The organism is Halobacillus kuroshimensis DSM 18393, assembly GCF_000425705.1.
In the GTDB taxonomy this organism is placed as follows: Bacteria; Bacillota; Bacilli; order Bacillales; family Halobacillaceae; genus Halobacillus; species Halobacillus kuroshimensis.
The window spans coordinates 359909-377151 of the sequence record NZ_AUDY01000010.1 but is presented as its reverse complement, the minus strand read 5'-3'; the positions used below and the strand labels follow the sequence as shown (position 1 = coordinate 377151).

Genomic DNA, 17243 nt, shown 5'->3' with positions numbered 1-17243 from the left:
GGCAAATGCTTAAAAATACTCGTTTTTTCGTATGTATTCGACATATGACCGGTCAGTTTTGTCGAAATTTGTCGACAAAAAGGAAAAGGAGCCCTTTATGAGCTCCTAGCCTGCTTTCTTTTCCCCTTCTTCTTCATGAAGGGAAATACCTGCTTCCTGAAGCATCCATTCAATATGGACGCCGTATCCGCTTGTCGGATCATTGACAAACACATGGGTCACTGCACCGATGATTTTTCCATTCTGGATGATCGGGCTGCCACTCATCCCCTGAACAATTCCTCCCGTTTTATCCAGAAGTTCAGGGTCTGTGATTTTAACAATCATTCCTTTTGTCACCGCAGATTTCTTTGGCATATTGCTGACAATCTCCACATCGAAGGTCTGCATTTTTTCCCCGTCAAGGACCGTCATGATTTGAGCCGGACCTTCTTCCACCTGTTCTGCGAAACCGATCGGAAGTCCCTCCGGGTATTCCTCATTCGTCATATCATCATCCAATGTTCCAAAGATACCGAACGGCGTGTTTTTGGTGATGATTCCGAGGCGGTCGTTCCTCAAGGAAAACCTGGCTTTTTTCTCTCCTGGAACGCCCTGTGCTCCTTTTTCAATGGAGGTGACCTGCGATTTGACAATGGTGCCTTCATGGATTTCAATCGGCTTTTTCGTATCCATATCCGAAATGACATGACCGAGAGCGCCGTACTTTTTCGTTTCAGGATCATAAAAAGTCATTGTCCCTATGCCGGCTGCAGAATCACGAATATACAGACCAATCTGATATTCCTTTTCCCGCGGGTTGTAGGCCGGCGTCAGACTTGCCGTCGTTATTTCCTTTCCCCGTTTAATTTTCAGTTCCAGGGATTCTTCCTTTTCTCCGGTTTCCTTTACGATGGAGGATAATTTCTCCATACTGTTAATTTCCTCTCCATTACCTTCAAGCAGGATGTCGCCGATGAGAATTTCCGCTTGTTCTCCTGGCGAAGTCCGTTGTTCGCCTTTGCCGTTTACAAGGTGGTGCCCTACGACAAGCACACCTTTCGTATGAAGCTCTACACCTACCGACTGACCGCCGGGGATCAACCGGATATCTTTGAACGGCTCCAGGCTTGTTTTCTTAACCGGTACACCTGCAAATTCATAAAACACTTCGTGATCATTTGTGGACGAAAACGCCGTCCACGCTTCCTGATCAACAGAATGCTGATCAGGGCTGGCGCCGACCTTTACTTCTGTCGGGATGGATAGATAGTGCTGGACAGGGGCATAAAAGGGCAAAATAAGCATAAACAGCAGGAGAACAGAACCACATATATAGTTAAAGGCTTGATTTTTCACGGGTTCACTCTCCTTGTACTCCAGTACCAACTAAATGGCTTACTTATAATGTGGTCTTCCTTAATCCTTTTTAAACGAGCATAATCTGAGTAATTATAGTACCGTTTGCCTTGCTTTGAAACATTCTCCAACGTATAGGTAAACGTTGTATAAAGAGGTGTGTCGGTGGAAATGATAAAACAAACAAAAGCGCATGGACTCGTCCATGCGCTTAGGTTCATCATTATGATTTACTTTTATGTTTATCTGCCATCGTAAGCAGTTCCCGCGCATGCTCAACGGTTGTAGCGGTTAATTCTGCTCCGGTAATCATGCGGGAGATTTCGTCAGCTTTTTCGTCCATTGAAAGTTCCTTGGCTGCTGTCGACGTCCGCTCATCCTCCACACGTTTTTCAATGCGGACATGTGTATCCGCCATAGCCGCTACCTGTGGCAGGTGGGAAATACAGAGCACCTGTGATCCCTCTGAGATCCCGTAAATCTTCTCAGCAATTGCCTGGGCCACTCTTCCGCTGACACCCGTATCCACTTCATCAAAAATCACGCTTGTAATGCCCTGATGACGAGAGAAAATCCGCTTCAACGCAAGCATAATCCGGGACATCTCACCCCCGGATGCTACTTTATGTAGTTCCTTCAACGGCTCTCCGGGATTGGTCGTGATCAGGAATTTCACTAAATCAATACCGTTCGGCAGCAGCTGGACAGGAGTACCATCCAGTTCCGGATCTCCTTGTTTCCCCGGTTTCGTCTGCAGGTCCACAGCAAAAGCTGCTTTCTCCAAGTAAAGATCTCTCAATTCTACATGAATGAATTCAGCCAGCTGATCTGCAGCTTTCACACGGATTTCACGCATCCCCTGCGCCTCAAGAAGAGCATCCTCGGACAATTCGGCAATTTCACTCTCCATCTTACTCAGATGAGAATCTTTATTGCGGATTTCATCAATCTCCTCTTCAATCCGTGAAGCATACTGCAGCATATCATCCACCGTAGCTCCGTACTTCTTCTTCAGACGGTTCAGTTCGTTCAGCCGGGATTCGATCTGGTTGAGTCTTTCAGGGTCAAATTCGAGCTCTGCCATCTGATTACTCAGCTTAAACGTCATTTCTTCCATCAGGTAATATGTGTTCGTCATTTCTTCCGAAAGTTTTGCCAGGTTATCATCCACATCGGATGTACTTTCCAAAGAGGTCATTGCATGACTCAGCCAGTCCATTCCGCGCTGTTCCCCGTACAAAGAATAATACGCATCATGAATGCCTTGGTACACCTTCTCAAAATTCATGAGTTTCTTCCGCTCTTCGGAAAGCTCTTCATCTTCAAGCGGCTGCATTTCAGCTCCTTGAAGCTCACGGAGCTGAAATTCAAGCAGATCCAGACGCTGAGCCATTTCCTGTTCATTCTCACTCAATTCTTTATAACGCTTCTTCATCGTTCTGTATTTGTCATAAACGCTTACATACTCGTCCAGGACCGAGCGAAGCTCTTCACCGGCAAATACATCAAGAAGCTCGACGTGCCGGTCAGGATCCATAAGCGACTGCGTCTCATGCTGGCTGTGAATGTCTATCAAGGAATGTCCGAACTCCTTCATGATTCCGAGTGTAACCAGCTTTCCATTCACCCGGCAGATGCTTTTCCCCTGATGGGTAATGGTCCGTTCAAGCACCACCATGCCGTCCTCATCAATATCGACACCATAGTTCTGTCCGACCTTATAGATCGGATGGTCAGGCTGCACGGTAAACAACCCTTCAATTTCAGCTTTTTTTGTTCCATGACGAACAAACTCAACGGATCCCCGACCACCGGAAAGAAGCTGGATCGCATCAATAATGATGGATTTACCAGCACCTGTTTCACCGGTCAGTACAGTTAACCCTTCTTTGAACGTGATTGAGATCTCATCAATGATTGCAAAATCACGAATAGACAACTCTGTTAGCATGAAACCATCCACCTCAGTTATAGCATATTTAGCAACTGCTCACTAATTGACTCCGTATGATCTTCACTGCGGCAGATAATTAAGCAGGTATCATCTCCGCAGATGGTCCCCATAATTTCATCCCATTCCAGATTATCCACGAGAGCACCTACAGCATTGGCGTTTCCCGGCAGAGTTTTCAAAATAATAAAATGTCCGGCCCGATCTATACTGACAAAGGCATCCATCATGAGCCGTTTCAGCTTTTCAAACGGATTGAAGCGCTGATCTGCAGGGAGACTGTATTTGTACCGGCCATCCATCATCGGCACCTTTACAAGATGCAGTTCTTTGATATCGCGGGATACGGTTGCCTGAGTGACATTGTATCCCATACCCTTCAATCGATCGACCAGCTCATCCTGGGTTTCAATATCGTCGTTTGTGATCAGTTCCCTGATTTTGATGTGACGTTGTCCTTTGTTCATGACCATCCTCCGTTTCAAGTCCTTCCATAAGAAAAGGGCCTGTGCTAAGCCCTTTTACACTCATTATGCGTTTCTGCTGTGCGCCTCATGCGCTTCTTTGACTACAGCATCGATATCCACCTGTTCTCCACTGCTGCCGCCATCATCAAGCCGCAGATGGACGAGGAATTCTATATTCCCATCCCCGCCGGTAATCGGAGAAAAAGTGAGTCCATAAACAGAATATCCGTGATCAGAAGCAAAATCAAGAATTGTTTTTACGACCTCTTTATGAATCGATGGGTCTCTTACAATTCCTTTTTTCCCTACCTGTTCTCTACCTGCTTCGAACTGTGGTTTTATTAGTGCTGCCACATCTCCCTGCTGCTCCAGAATCTCAGCAAGAACCGGCAGAATGATACGGAGGGATATGAAGGAGACATCGATGGAAGCAAACTGCGGCTGACCGTGTGTAAGATCCTCTTTCGTCACATATCGGAAATTGGTCCGTTCCATAACGACCACCTGGTCATGATTACGGAGACGCCAGTCAAGCTGATTATATCCGACATCCACGGCATAGCTGAGCCTGGCACCGTTCTGAAGCGCGCAGTCCGTAAAACCGCCGGTGGATGAACCGATATCAATCATAATCTTGTCCTTAACGGAAAGATCAAAGTGCTTCAATGCTTTTTCAAGCTTTAATCCGCCGCGGCTGACATACGGAATGGGACGGCCTTTAACAATCAATTCCAGTTCCTCATCCACTTTCAAGCCGGGTTTATCAAGGCGGACCTGCTCATGAAAAACAAGTCCCGCCATGATGGTCCGTTTCGCTTTTTCACGCGTTTCTATATAGCCTTTTTCTACAAGTAAAACATCTAAACGTACTTTTCTGCCCATATGATTTATGCCCTCTGTTGTTTTGTAGGTATCAATTCTTTTAGGTTTTTCACCATGTTTTCCGGGGTCAACCCGATCTCTTCCCAGAGTTTCGGTACACTGCCGTGTTCGATGAACCGGTCTGGAACGCCCATCCGGCGCACCCATTGGGAGGTGTAATTGTTTTCCTCAGCGAATTCAAGCACTGCTGAACCGAATCCTCCCAGCAGAACCGCTTCCTCTACCGTAAGAATCGGCAGCCCCTGCTTCATCATATCATGCAGCATAGACTCGTCCATCGGTTTGATGTAACGGGCATTTACCACCCGCACAGACCGTCCTTCTTTTTCCAGGCGACCCGCCGCATCAAGGGCTGCATCAATGGTCGTCCCGAACGTAAGGATGACAGCCTCTGTCCCCTCTTTCAGGACTTCCCAGCTGCCGACGGGAATGGACCTCATATGTTTATCCGTATCGATCCCTTTCGCGTTACCCCGCGGATAACGGATCGCAAATGGCCCCTCTTCATATTCTGCAGCTGTATGAACGAGGTGCTGGGCTTCATCCTCATCTTTTGGCATGCTGATAATCATATTCGGAACAGACCTCAGGAATGCAATATCAAACACACCCTGGTGGGTCTCTCCGTCAGCTCCGACGAGTCCTGCGCGGTCAATACCGAAAATCACATTCAATTTCTGACGGGCCACATCATGAACCACCTGATCATAACCACGCTGCAGGAAGGTGGAATAAATGGCCAGAAACGGCTTCATGCCCTGAGTTGCAAGGCCAGCGGACATCGTCGTAGCATGCTGTTCGGCAATGCCTACATCAAATAAACGGTCCGGGAATTCCTCACCGAATTTTTCCAGTTTGGACCCGAGAATCATGGCAGGAGTCACAGCCACAATGCGCTCATCTTCACGCGCTTTTTTAATCAGCGCATCACTGATGACCGAGCTCCACGCGGGAGGTGCATCGACCGGTTTGATCTTCTCACCTGATTCGATTTTATAAGGACCTACACCGTGCCACTTATCCTTCACATCGGTTTCGGCGGGATGATACCCCTTCCCTTTCTTGGTCATCACATGAACGATAACCGGTCCGTCTGTTTTTCTTGCATAATTCAGGTTTTCCATCAAGTCTTCAAAATCATGCCCATCCACCGGTCCGTAATACGTAAACCCGAGCTCTTCAAAGAACATTCCCGGAACAACAAAGTACTTCATGCTGTCCTTCAAGCGCTCTGCTGCCTGCGCCAGCTTTCCTCCAACGGCGGGAATCTTCTTAAGAAGCCATTCGAGATCATCCTTGGCACGATTGTACTTCCCTGCGCTTCTCATCCGTCCGAGCGCACCATGCAGGGCTCCTACGTTTTTGGCAATCGACATTTCATTATCATTCAAGATAACGGTTACATTCTTTTTCTCATGCCCGATATGGTTCAGCGCCTCCAGCGCCATCCCCCCTGTCAGGGCTCCATCACCAATGATGGGAAGGATGGAATGATCCTGTTTTTTCAAGTCGCGCGCAATAGCCATCCCCATGGCAGCGGACAATGAAGTTGAACTGTGGCCGGTTTCCCATACATCATGCTCACTTTCATCCCGCTTCGGGAACCCGCACAGTCCCTTATACTGCCGCAGTGTGTCGAACTGCCCTCCACGGCCGGTCAGAATCTTATGGATATACGACTGGTGCCCGACATCCCAAATAAAACGGTCGACGGGACTGTTATATACTTTATGAAGAGCCAGGGTCAGCTCCACTACCCCCAGGTTCGCACCGAGGTGGCCGCCTGTTGTGGCCAGGTTTTCAATTAAAAACTGTCTCACTTCTGCTGCAAATTCTTCCAATTGTTTCGTATTCATATCCTTCAATAACGAAGGGTCGTTGATTCTGCTCAGATCCATTGAAGGACCCCCTTGTAATTATCTTGATTTTTTAGTGGACGACATGACATTTGATAATATTCTTACATTTAATTTGGTTTCTAACCATGCAATCACCCTGGCAGCGAAAAAGATAATCTGCGTGGATTTATTGATGGCGAAGAATTTACCAATGGCTTTTCCTCCCACCGTCACTGCTGCCACGATACTGGTAAGGGCCACGTTAATACCGATTTGGACGGCAGACCCTTCTGTATACCCGAAACTCGAAGCGAGCTGAAGTACGACGACAGTGGAGGCCGTACCACTAACTATACCAGATATATCCCCTATAACGTCGTTACAGAAACTTGCGAATCGATCCGCATTTCTGACAATCGCAATAGCTTCCTTGGAGCCCGGGACTTTCTCGGAAGCCATCGCATGGAAGGGCTTCTCTTCAGCAGCTGTAGCTGCTATACCAAGCATATCAAAGACTACACCGGTAAGCACGATGATAAATACAATGATCAGTCCAATGACCCACATGACTCCACTTAAAACGGAAGAAGAGATAACTGAAAAAATAGCCGCTAACACAAATGTGATAACGGCAATGCTCAAACTGAAATTTACGGCTTTTTTTAATTTATTATCCATTCTTACCCTCTATATCTATATATAATCATAATTTGTTTATGTAAACAGAAAGGAATGGTCACAAAACGGGTAAAAATTGCGGCTTAGGTCTAGTAGGTTTTCCCAATCAAGTACCGAGTGTCACCACTCTGGCGGTTCCCCTTTAAACTCGACTCAGCCTCGTTTCCGATAACTGGACTAGATTGCCACTTAGTCCGCACTATAATTCCCGTTTTATGTCCATAGAACAGTCTAGGGGATTTCCCCGACAGCCTTTGACCGTTCCTTAGCCTCTTTTGCAGTTGTGATTTCATACAGCTTACGTCCCAGGACCACAGTGGCCATCTGTAGTCACAGGGGCTCATGGACTGTAATCCCCTCAAAAACCACTCAAGGCAGGCTACGCTGCGCATATAGATGTTACTCCATATGCTGCAGGTTCATACCCCATTTCATAACGGTATCTGGCTCAGAGCCCGTTACAAGAATGGGCCTCCGCGGAAGCAGGGTCAACGCCCACATGCCTTTGTGGATCGCCCTGCGACCTTAACTCCCAGCATCGACCCAAGGCTGGGCGCCTCAAGCCAACACAAGGAACTTCATCGATGTGCCCTTTGGCGGATTTTTAGGCCCGCCTTCAGGAACGGAGGACCGACTAGAATACTGCACCATTCCTTTTGTAAAAATAATATATCATATTTCAGCACACACCTCAATCGAAATCCTTCCGATTAATGATCGCGCGTGCTCAAATATTGAATAAGTTGTGACAGAACCGTACCTTTAACACCTGCTTCCGTTAAAGCGGACTCAGCTGTTTTGACGTAATGATTCTTCTGCTCTTTTGCACCGTCCAGACCGAGAAGACCCGGATAGGTACTTTTATCATTCACCACATCACTGCCTACAGGCTTACCGATCACCTCTGCATCGCCGGTCACATCCAGAATGTCGTCCTGAATCTGGAAAATAAGGCCGAGCGCTTCCGCCATCTCACTCATCTGCTGCATGGATTGCTCTGAGGCCTTTCCGAGCTTTGCACCTGCACGGATCGCATATTTTAATAACTCGCCGGTTTTATTCTTATGAATAGCTTCCAGAGATTCCAGAGAAATCTCTTTTCCTTCACTCAGCATATCCTGCATCTGACCCTCGACCATACCTCTTGGACCGGCGGCTTTAGTCAGCTCCTGAATAAGAAATATTTTTTCTTCCTGTTCAAGGGATGGGTCTTCTGCAATCAGCTGGGTACTCATGGTGAGCAGGGCATCTCCGGCAAGGATAGCTGTTGCTTCATCGAATTCTTTATGATTGGTAGGCAGCCCGCGCCTGATATCATCATCATCCATAGCTGGAAGGTCGTCATGAATCAAGGAGTACGTGTGGACCATTTCAAGAGCGGCGGCGGCGCTCAGCCCTTTTCCCACCGGCGCGCCAAAGGCTTCCGCTGTGGCCAGAAGCAGAATAGGACGCAGCCTTTTCCCACCGGCTTCAATGGAATAAAGGATCGAATCCTGAAGTCTGCCCGGCACGGTATAATCTCTCACATACATGGTCAACTGATCGTTAATGAATGTTTGTTTATCTTTTAAATAAGCATTCAAGTCCACAGGCTATTCTTCCTCCTGTACGGTGAAAGGTTCAAAATTCCCATGCTCATTCATAATCTGCTGCATCTGCTCTTCCACTGTTCCGAGCTTTTCACTGCATACCTTTGAAAGCTTCATCCCCTCTTGATAGTATTGAATAGCTTTTTCAAGAGGGACTTCGCCGGTTTCTAGCTTCTCGACAATTTCCTCAAGCTGATTCATGGCTTCTTCAAAACTGATTTCCTGTTTATTTTCCTCCATGTTCATCCTCCTTCACCGATGTAACCTGACATTGAATGAAACCGTCCTGGACTTGAAGGGAAAGACTGTTTCCCTCCGACACCTGAGCAGCCTTTTTAATGACCTTATTTTCCTCGTCAAAAGGAATGGCATAGCCGCGTTTCATAATTTCAAGTGGATTCAGCAGGGTCAGCTTATCCAGCGTCGAATGAAAACGGTCTTTTTTCCGGGAGACGATGGTATCGAAAGCTTTCTGGAGCTGTTTCGTATCCCTTTGAAGAGCCTCTGTTCCTTCTTTGATTTTTTTATCCGGTCCCTGCTGCTCCAGCCGTTTGGTTAAATAACCCAGCTGCTCACGCCGGCTCGACTGCTGACGGTTCATCTGTTTGGTCAGACGCTCCAGCACTCGGTCCAGGTCCTGTTCTTTTTGACGCATCAGCTGTTCCGGATACTTAAACGCATAGGATTTTTTTAATCGGTTCAGCTTCTGCCTTGATTCAGTCCGCTGCCCGTCCATGGATCTTATGAGCCTCTGTCTGAACTGCTGCACCTGTTCTCTCAGTTCCGTAATGGAAGGTACGGCTACTTCTGCAGCCCCGGTAGGCGTCGGAGCTCTCCAATCAGCTGCAAAATCACTGATGGTTGTATCCGTTTCGTGACCGACGGCAGAAATAATGGGCATCGAAGATGCTGCAATCGCCCGGGCGACTATTTCTTCATTGAATCCCCAGAGATCTTCAATAGATCCACCTCCGCGGCCGACGATTAAAACATCGCAATCCAGATGCTCATTGGCGTACCTTATGGCGTTGGAAACCGATTCTGCTGCGCGCTCCCCCTGGACAAGAACCGGAAGGATAGATACCGGCACAATCGGATAGCGTCTCTTGATCGTTGTCAAAATGTCCCTGACGGCCGCACCGGTAGGAGAAGTGATCACACCGATATGCTTTGGATATGTAGGAAGCTTTTTCTTACGTTCTTCAGCAAACAGACCTTCCTTCTCCAATTTCTCCTTCAGCTGTTCAAAAGCAAAATACAAGGCACCGATTCCATCCGGCTGCATTTCCTTAATATAAAGCTGATACTGCCCCATCGGTTCGTATACGTTGATCTCACCTTTTACGAGGACATTCATACCGTTTTCAGGAATGAATTTCAGCGAGCGGTTGCTTCCGGCAAACATAACCGCCTGAATTCTTGCCTGATCATCTTTTAAGGACATGTACATATGCCCTCTGGAATGATGTTTGAAGTTGGAAATTTCTCCTCTGAGCCATACGGTCTTCAAATGAGGATCACCGGATAGTTTCCGTTTGATATATTTGGTTAAAGCCGTTACCGTCAAATACTGATCCTGCACGACAACGCCTCCTTACACGCGGTGAATCTGCTTCGCCGCCTTAATGGTATTGTGGAGCAGCATGGTAATGGTCATCGGCCCCACCCCTTTTGGAACAGGAGTGATATGGGAGGCCACTTCCTTTGCTGATTCAAAGTCAACATCGCCGGTCAATTTCCCATCGACACGGTTGACTCCGACATCAATGACGACAGCGCCTTCCTTCACATGCTCCCCGGATACAAGTCCCGGCCTGCCTGCGGCTACAATCAGAATATCTGCCTGTTTCGTATGGGATTTTAAATCCTTTGTACGGGAGTGACAGTGGGTGACCGTTGCATTCTTATTGAGAAGAAGCTGTCCAACAGGCTTGCCGACGAGGTTGCTGCGTCCTATAATGACGGCGTGTTTTCCTTCCACATCAATAGCCGCACGTTCAAGCATCACCATAATCCCATATGGTGTGCAGGGGAAAAAGGTATCCTGGCCTGTCAGCATCCTGCCTGCGTTTTCAGGGTGGAAGCCATCCACGTCCTTGCCAGGGTCGATTGCTTCAATTATTTTCTGGTCAGAAATATGCTCCGGAACTGGAAGCTGCACCAGAATACCATGAACCGTATCATCTTGGTTCAACCGGTGAATCAAATCCAGAAGCTCCTGCTCGGAGGTTTCCTCAGAAAGTTCAATGAGATCAGAATCCATACCGATTTTTTCAGAAGCCCGCTGCTTCCCTTTTACATAAGATTTTGAGGCAGGATCTTCTCCGATAATGACGACAACCAGTTTAGGGTGTACACCTTTTTCATGGAGCACCGCCACCTCCTGCTTCATCTCTTCCCGTAAATCTTCCGCTAACTGTTTTCCATAAATAACTTCTGCTGCCATCTCCGATTCCCCCTGTTCAAAGTTAGATCATCTTGGATAAAACGCCGTTGACGAACTTCCCGGAATCTTCTTCACCGAAGATTTTAGCAAGTTCTACTGCTTCGTTGATTGCTACTTGTGTCGGGACATCTTCGTTATGTTTCATTTCATACGCGGCCATTCGAAGAACGGTCTTCTCTACTTTAGGAAGACGTGGGAACGTCCAGTTGTCCAAATGGTCGGCAATCCACTGATCCAGGTCATCCCTGTAGTCCATGACTCCGTGAACCAGGTCGTGCAAAAATGGATCAACCTCCGGATCTTCTACCACGTGCTGGATGGCCTCATCCGTATCAATATCCTCTGTAATCGTTTGAAAAAGCGCCTGAAATGCTTTTTCTCGTGCTGTGCGTCGTTTCATGTTCATTCTCCTTTAAGGTAATATCCGTTAGAATCATAACATTTTAGTTGGATAAAAGCCATGATAACAGGGATATACAGCCTGGTGTTTCCTTTGTGCAAAAAGAAAAATCAGAAAGGGTCTCCCCTTTCTGATTCCTATGAATAGGCTTCCGTTTCGTTTTCTTCTTCTTTTGCTCCATCCATTTGGATACCAACGATGTGCACGTTGATTTCACTAATTTCAAGAGCTGTCATATTTTTCAATGCCTGGCGGGTATTGTCCTGGATTTTCTGGGCGGTATCAGGAATACTGATGCCATAATCCATAACGACGTAGGCATCAATCAAAATGCCGCTTTCTGTCAGCTCCACTTTGACACCCTTGCCGTGATTTTTCTTACCCAGTCGTTCTGCAACACCGGAGGCAAAGTTCCCCCGCATCGAAGCAACTCCAGCCACTTCGGATACGGCAATGCCCGCGATGACTTCAATTACTTCAGGAGCAATCTCAATATTGCCTAATGTCGATCCATCTGTCACATTCAACAATTGCTTATCAGTCATTTATGACCACTCCTTTTAAGCTTCATCTTTCATAATCGTATACTTCTCAAGGAATTTCGTATTAAAGTCGCCATTTACAAAGACTTCATGCTCCATCATACGCTGATGGAACGGAATCGTTGTATGGACACCCTCTACGACAAATTCATCGAGAGCACGTCTCATACGGCGGATGGCTTCATCTCTGTCACGGCCGTACGTAATGAGCTTGGCCACCATAGAATCATAATAGGGAGGGATGGTATAACCCGGGTAAGCTGCAGAATCCACACGCACGCCGAGACCACCCGGCGGCAGGTACATATCAATTTTACCTGCAGAAGGCATGAAGTTTTTATAAGGATTCTCCGCATTGATCCGGCATTCAATGGACCAGCCTTCAAACTCGATGTCTTCTTGTTTAAAGGAAAGTTTTTCATCGTTGGCAACCAGAAGCATCTCTTTAATAAGATCTACGCCTGTTACCATTTCGGTCACCGGGTGCTCCACTTGAATACGCGTATTCATTTCCATAAAGTAGAAGGAGTCCGACTCTTTATCGAAAATGAATTCTACGGTACCGGCCCCTGAATAATTGACAGCAAGAGCGGCTTTGACTGCAGCATCCCCCATCTTCTTCCTCATCTTTTCGGAAATAGCCGGAGATGGCGTTTCTTCAATGAGCTTCTGAAGACGGCGCTGGATCGTACAGTCGCGCTCTCCCAGGTGAACAGCATTCCCGTGATTATCGGCAAGCACCTGGATTTCCACGTGGCGGAAATCCTCTATGAACTTCTCAATATAGACGCCGGGGTTGCCGAACGCCGTTTCCGCTTCCTGCTGGGTCATGCGGATTCCTGTTTTCAAATCATCTTCATTACGGGCTACACGGATTCCTTTTCCTCCACCGCCGGCTGTCGCTTTGATGATGACCGGGTATCCGATGTCTTCCGCTACCTTCAAGCCTTCTTCCTCGCTGTTGATGATTCCAGCGGAACCGGGTACAACCGGAACCCCTGCTTCTCTCATCGTTTCTCTGGCCACATCTTTCGTCCCCATTTTTTGAATGGCATAGGCGGATGGGCCAATGAAAGTGATGTTACATTCTTCACACATCTCGGCGAACTCTGCGTTTTCAGAAAGGAACCCGTATCCTGGATGGATCGCATCCGTCTGCGTCAGCGTCGCCAGACTTAAAATATTGGTGTAGCTCAAGTAACTGTCTTTACTTAATGTAGGTCCAACACAATAGGCTTCATCCGCCAGCTGGACGTGCAAGGCTTCTTTATCTGCTTCAGAATAAATGGCGACCGTCTCGATGCCCATCTCTTTGCAGGCACGGATGATCCGGACAGCAATTTCACCTCTGTTGGCTATTAAAACTTTTTTTATCAACGTCTCATCCCCCGCTTACTTAGACTTCACTCGGAACAACGGCTGTCCATATTCGACCAGTTCGCCGTCTTTAACAAGAATTTCTACAACCTCACCAGAAACTTCCGCTTCAATTTCATTGAAAAGCTTCATCGCTTCCACGATACATACGACAGAGTCCTCTTTGACATCGTCGCCGAGTTTCACGTAGGCATCCTGGTCCGGTGACGGAGATACATAAAATGTTCCAACCATCGGAGACTTGATTTCAGCATCGTAATCGCTGGAGGATGTATCTGCTTTAGGTGCTTCCTCTACAGCGGGCTCCTGTTCTACTTCCTTGCTCTGTGCAGGCTCCTGAGTCTGTGGTTTAGGCTGTGCCTGGACCGCCTGCTGCGGCTGTACAGCTTCTGTAACAACCTGCTCCTGTTGTTTTTTCATCGAAACTTTCGTCCCATTAGCTTCATAGCTGAATTCATCGATGGAAGACTGATCGATCAGCTTAATAATTTCTCTGATTTCCTGTACCTTTAACATAGCTGGCACCCCTTTTATGTATAGTTGCTTTATAACTGGTACTAATAACTCCTCTTAACATTCTATTATAAATTCCTGCTTCCCTGCAACTGAACCTCCTGAAAGAAGGTAGAAAGACAGACCTTATCCGTTAACAATTGGCAGTTCTATAGGTCTGTGGATTTCTTTCTCCACCACTATTTCCATACAGCCGGCTTTTTAACCATGCACAAAAAGAAGCTGCCGTTTTCAACGGCAGCTTCTTTTATTCAGCCTGCAGGCTGGAATTGAACCTGGACCTGCTTATGTCCGAATTCATCGGAGACCATCTGGATAATCTGGTTCGTTTCTTCCTTGGATAACTCCTGGGCTTTGACGGTTACGTGAACGACATCATCTTCAGCACGGACGAGCACATCATCATACTGGGCACTTGCCAGAATTGTATTTTCGATGATGGATTCTTTTGATTGATTGGTTTTAATCGTTTCCATTTTTTCCAGTGCTTCATTTTTCTCCTCAGTCGTGAAATCACTGGACGCTACAATTTCGGAAAGCTGCTCCTGGACCTGGTCACGCTGGTTTTTCATATCCAGGCGGATAGCTGAAAATAATTCATCGGTGGAAATTTGAGAAATCACTGTCCCGTCTCCTGCTGTTTCAACATTTTCCCCTTCTGCTTCTTCACTGGTCATTTCAGCCCAGTCCTCTTCCTGAATAAAAGCCATTTCTCCGTTTTCCGGGGATGTCATGTAGTAAACACTCAGCACAATCAAAAGACTCAACATTGTCAACAGCCACACCGTTTGTTTTTTTACCAAGGTAATCCCTCCTTATTGTTTAGGCAGAACTGATATTCTATGTGTCGGTACATCAAGCACCCGGGAAACAGCTTCGACCACCCATTCCTTCACCTGAATTTGATCGACCCCCTTGGCCGTTACGAAAACTCCGCTGACTTCAGGCTTGGATGTCTGGGTGAGCAGCGGAACTTCACGGTCGCCCTGTCGGACTAGAACCAGCTGTTGTTCTCTCGTATAATCTTCAATTTCTCTTTCTCCTCCATTCTTATCGGATTCTTTTGTGTTCTGTTTGCCTATGATTAAGTTTTTGTCATACTCCTTTTTGTGTGTGGATGATAGATTTATCATAATGTCCACAGCGCTGACACCCTGAATATTTTCAAGAAGCGGCTTGAGCTGTTTTTCATATTCTCCCTCCAGCTGTGTGATGGAATCGGTCTGTTCCAGAGATGGAGAAGTTTCCGATGCCGCCTGCTCCTGTGTACTCCCTGCCGCGGGAGGGGTGCGCGGCTCTGCATCCGGCTGGAACCAGCTGCTGACAAGAATGATAAGAACCCCGATCATTCCAAGACCAATCAAATACTTGGTCTTGTTCACCTTCTTCCCTTCCTTATCGGACGATAGAGTGATCTTATTCCACCATTTATTCATCCTGATCCTCCCAGTGGATTTCTATTTGTTCAGGCTTCAAGTCCAGTTTGCCAGCCACCCAGTTCACCAGTTCCGCATCCTCTTCTGAAGAGACTGCCGGGGAGGGCTCATCCATAAAGGAGATATCGACATTCTCCACGTCCCCCATCTCCTGGCTCCGTGATATCGTCAGTGTCACCTTTTCAAGAGTTTTCACGCTGTATGGCTGTCCGGTAAAAGTCATCGACGTATCCTGAAGCATGACATCCTTCTCTTCTTCCAACGAAGGCTGCAGTTCAGCAGATAGAGCTTGGGTAACCTGTTCTAATCTATATGCATCTTGTCCCTGCAGTATTTCATTTTTCTTCGATTCAATAGTGTCATCCAAACCGTCGGTATCCCACTGTTCTTCCATTTTCTGATCGGCCGACTGCAACAGACGCTCAGGGTCAATCTGCAGGAGTTGAAGCAGGGGGCCAAGGAAAACAAGAAGCAGTAAAATGGACATCACAAGCCTTGCATAGTTCTTCATGACACCCGATGGCAGGAGCGCATCTGCGACCATTGCCAATAGAAGGAATAATACAATTCTTGTAATCCACTCAATAAATAATTCCATTACCGCTCCCCCCTATCTGATCATCATTGTAATATTGCTTGCCGCCACCATAATGACTATGACAAGGAAAAACATCATGGAGACCATAAGCAGCGCGGCAAAAATGTAGAAAATGTGCCGGCTGACTACATCCATCGCCTGGATGACCGGTCCATCGCCGAGAGGCTGCAGCAGGGCAGCCGCCAATTTATAGATAATCGCGATAGCAAGGACTTTGATTGACGGAAAAACAGCAATACCGAGGAGAATGACCACTCCTGCAATCCCAAGGGTGTTTTTTAATACAAGGGAAGCCCCCAGGATGGTGTCGGTGGCATCTGTAAACAAACGCCCGACAACAGGCACAAAATTTCCGGTCACAAACCGGGCTGTTTTCATCGTGATGCCGTCCTGTACAGCCGTAACGGTTCCCTGGACGGAAATGACACCAAGAAAAACGGTAAGGAAGATCCCCATGACAGCCATCCCCGTCTTCCTTAAGAGCTCTGCTAAGTGATCGACCTTGAAGTCTTCATTCAAACTCCCGACAATCAATAAAAGAGCTGATGATGTAAATAACGGAATGAGCAGGTATTTGACCAGCAGACCACTGGACTGAACGAGAGCGATAATGATGGGATGGAAAAAAGAAATGGACATGAGATGACTGAAGGAAGCCATGATACCAAGAAGAAGAGGGATCAGACCGATCATGAAACTGCTCATCCGCTCCACCGCATCCAATGTATAGACAATCACCTGCCTGAAACTTTCCAATGCAAGAGTCAGCAGGACAAGATAGACGACCATGTACGCTGCTTTACTTACGACTGAATTTTGAAAGGCAGACTGCACAGACTGCAGGAGCGTGCTGAATAAGGTTAGAAATAAAAGAGAAGAGAGCAGCCGGCCGTTTAAAAGAAGTTCGTGAAAGAAAAATTCCACCATTCCGGAGTACCAGTCGGAGGATTCGAGCGCCCCTTCCTTTTGAATAAACTCCATAAAATTGTCATGTTGAAAAGTCGGAATATAATCTCCATACTGCTGCTGCAGGTCCTCCCAGTTCGCTTCCATATCTTCTGTTGAAATGTATTCCGACATGGAAGGTCCTGTCGTTTCCGGAGCTTCAGGGGATGCCGAAGAAGCCGAAGGAAAAAGGATAACCCCGATGATTCCTGCACACAGCCACATCCATAGACGTTTCATCTG

18 protein-coding genes are annotated in these 17243 nt (G+C 47.1%); all 18 read right to left on the bottom strand.

Features of this window, described 5'->3' with window-relative positions; translation table 11 throughout:
* Positions 1-105: 105 nt before the first annotated feature.
* Positions 106-1338 carry a SpoIVB peptidase gene (gene spoIVB / locus H615_RS0112380; protein WP_027955450.1) on the bottom strand — a complete coding sequence of 411 codons (1233 nt, stop codon included), beginning with the start codon at positions 1336-1338 and terminating at the stop codon, positions 106-108.
* A gap of 223 nt (positions 1339-1561) precedes the next feature.
* The gene (gene recN / locus H615_RS0112375; protein WP_027955449.1) at positions 1562-3289 is read right to left on the bottom strand and encodes a DNA repair protein RecN; all 1728 of its coding nucleotides are present in this window, start codon (positions 3287-3289) and stop codon (positions 1562-1564) included.
* A gap of 17 nt (positions 3290-3306) precedes the next feature.
* Positions 3307-3756: a transcriptional regulator AhrC/ArgR gene (gene ahrC, locus H615_RS0112370; RefSeq protein ID WP_027955448.1), complete on the bottom strand. Its 450-nt coding sequence runs from the start codon at positions 3754-3756 to the stop codon at positions 3307-3309.
* A gap of 63 nt (positions 3757-3819) precedes the next feature.
* Complete coding sequence (locus H615_RS0112365) at positions 3820-4638, bottom strand: TlyA family RNA methyltransferase (RefSeq protein ID WP_027955447.1); 819 nt, start codon at positions 4636-4638, stop codon at positions 3820-3822.
* Between the two features lie 5 nt (positions 4639-4643).
* Positions 4644-6536, bottom strand: a complete 1893-nt coding sequence (gene dxs, locus H615_RS0112360; protein WP_027955446.1) for a 1-deoxy-D-xylulose-5-phosphate synthase — start codon at positions 6534-6536, stop codon at positions 4644-4646.
* 18 nt (positions 6537-6554) lie between these two features.
* Positions 6555-7154, bottom strand: a complete 600-nt coding sequence (locus tag H615_RS0112355) for a hypothetical protein (protein WP_027955445.1) — start codon at positions 7152-7154, stop codon at positions 6555-6557.
* A gap of 710 nt (positions 7155-7864) precedes the next feature.
* Positions 7865-8737, bottom strand: coding sequence for a polyprenyl synthetase family protein (locus H615_RS0112345; protein ID WP_027955443.1), 873 nt, complete (start codon positions 8735-8737; stop codon positions 7865-7867).
* Positions 8738-8746: 9 nt separating this feature from the next.
* Entirely contained in the window at positions 8747-8983 is a 237-nt protein-coding gene (locus H615_RS0112340) for an exodeoxyribonuclease VII small subunit (RefSeq protein ID WP_027955442.1), read from the bottom strand.
* Positions 8970-10325 (bottom strand): exodeoxyribonuclease VII large subunit, encoded by a 1356-nt coding sequence (xseA, locus tag H615_RS0112335; RefSeq protein WP_027955441.1) that lies wholly within the window; start codon positions 10323-10325, stop codon positions 8970-8972. The genes H615_RS0112340 and xseA overlap by 14 nt, the downstream gene beginning before the upstream one ends.
* Before the next feature lie 12 nt (positions 10326-10337).
* Entirely contained in the window at positions 10338-11189 is an 852-nt protein-coding gene (gene folD, locus H615_RS0112330) for a bifunctional methylenetetrahydrofolate dehydrogenase/methenyltetrahydrofolate cyclohydrolase FolD (RefSeq protein ID WP_027955440.1), read from the bottom strand.
* Between the two features lie 22 nt (positions 11190-11211).
* Positions 11212-11589, bottom strand: a complete 378-nt coding sequence (nusB, locus tag H615_RS0112325) for a transcription antitermination factor NusB (protein ID WP_027955439.1) — start codon at positions 11587-11589, stop codon at positions 11212-11214.
* Between the two features lie 137 nt (positions 11590-11726).
* Positions 11727-12134, bottom strand: a complete 408-nt coding sequence (locus tag H615_RS0112320; protein ID WP_027955438.1) for an Asp23/Gls24 family envelope stress response protein — start codon at positions 12132-12134, stop codon at positions 11727-11729.
* A gap of 15 nt (positions 12135-12149) precedes the next feature.
* The gene (accC, locus tag H615_RS0112315) at positions 12150-13508 is read right to left on the bottom strand and encodes an acetyl-CoA carboxylase biotin carboxylase subunit (RefSeq protein ID WP_027955437.1); all 1359 of its coding nucleotides are present in this window, start codon (positions 13506-13508) and stop codon (positions 12150-12152) included.
* Positions 13509-13523: 15 nt separating this feature from the next.
* Positions 13524-14024, bottom strand: coding sequence for an acetyl-CoA carboxylase biotin carboxyl carrier protein (gene accB / locus H615_RS0112310; protein ID WP_027955436.1), 501 nt, complete (start codon positions 14022-14024; stop codon positions 13524-13526).
* A 248-nt stretch (positions 14025-14272) separates the two neighbouring features.
* The gene (locus H615_RS0112305; protein WP_027955435.1) at positions 14273-14824 is read right to left on the bottom strand and encodes a SpoIIIAH-like family protein; all 552 of its coding nucleotides are present in this window, start codon (positions 14822-14824) and stop codon (positions 14273-14275) included.
* Positions 14825-14836: 12 nt separating this feature from the next.
* Positions 14837-15457: a stage III sporulation protein AG gene (gene spoIIIAG, locus H615_RS0112300; protein WP_027955434.1), complete on the bottom strand. Its 621-nt coding sequence runs from the start codon at positions 15455-15457 to the stop codon at positions 14837-14839.
* Positions 15450-16055: a stage III sporulation protein AF gene (gene spoIIIAF / locus H615_RS0112295; protein ID WP_027955433.1), complete on the bottom strand. Its 606-nt coding sequence runs from the start codon at positions 16053-16055 to the stop codon at positions 15450-15452. The genes spoIIIAG and spoIIIAF overlap by 8 nt, the downstream gene beginning before the upstream one ends.
* Before the next feature lie 12 nt (positions 16056-16067).
* Positions 16068-17240: a stage III sporulation protein AE gene (gene spoIIIAE, locus H615_RS0112290; protein WP_027955432.1), complete on the bottom strand. Its 1173-nt coding sequence runs from the start codon at positions 17238-17240 to the stop codon at positions 16068-16070.
* Positions 17241-17243 lie beyond the last annotated feature (3 nt).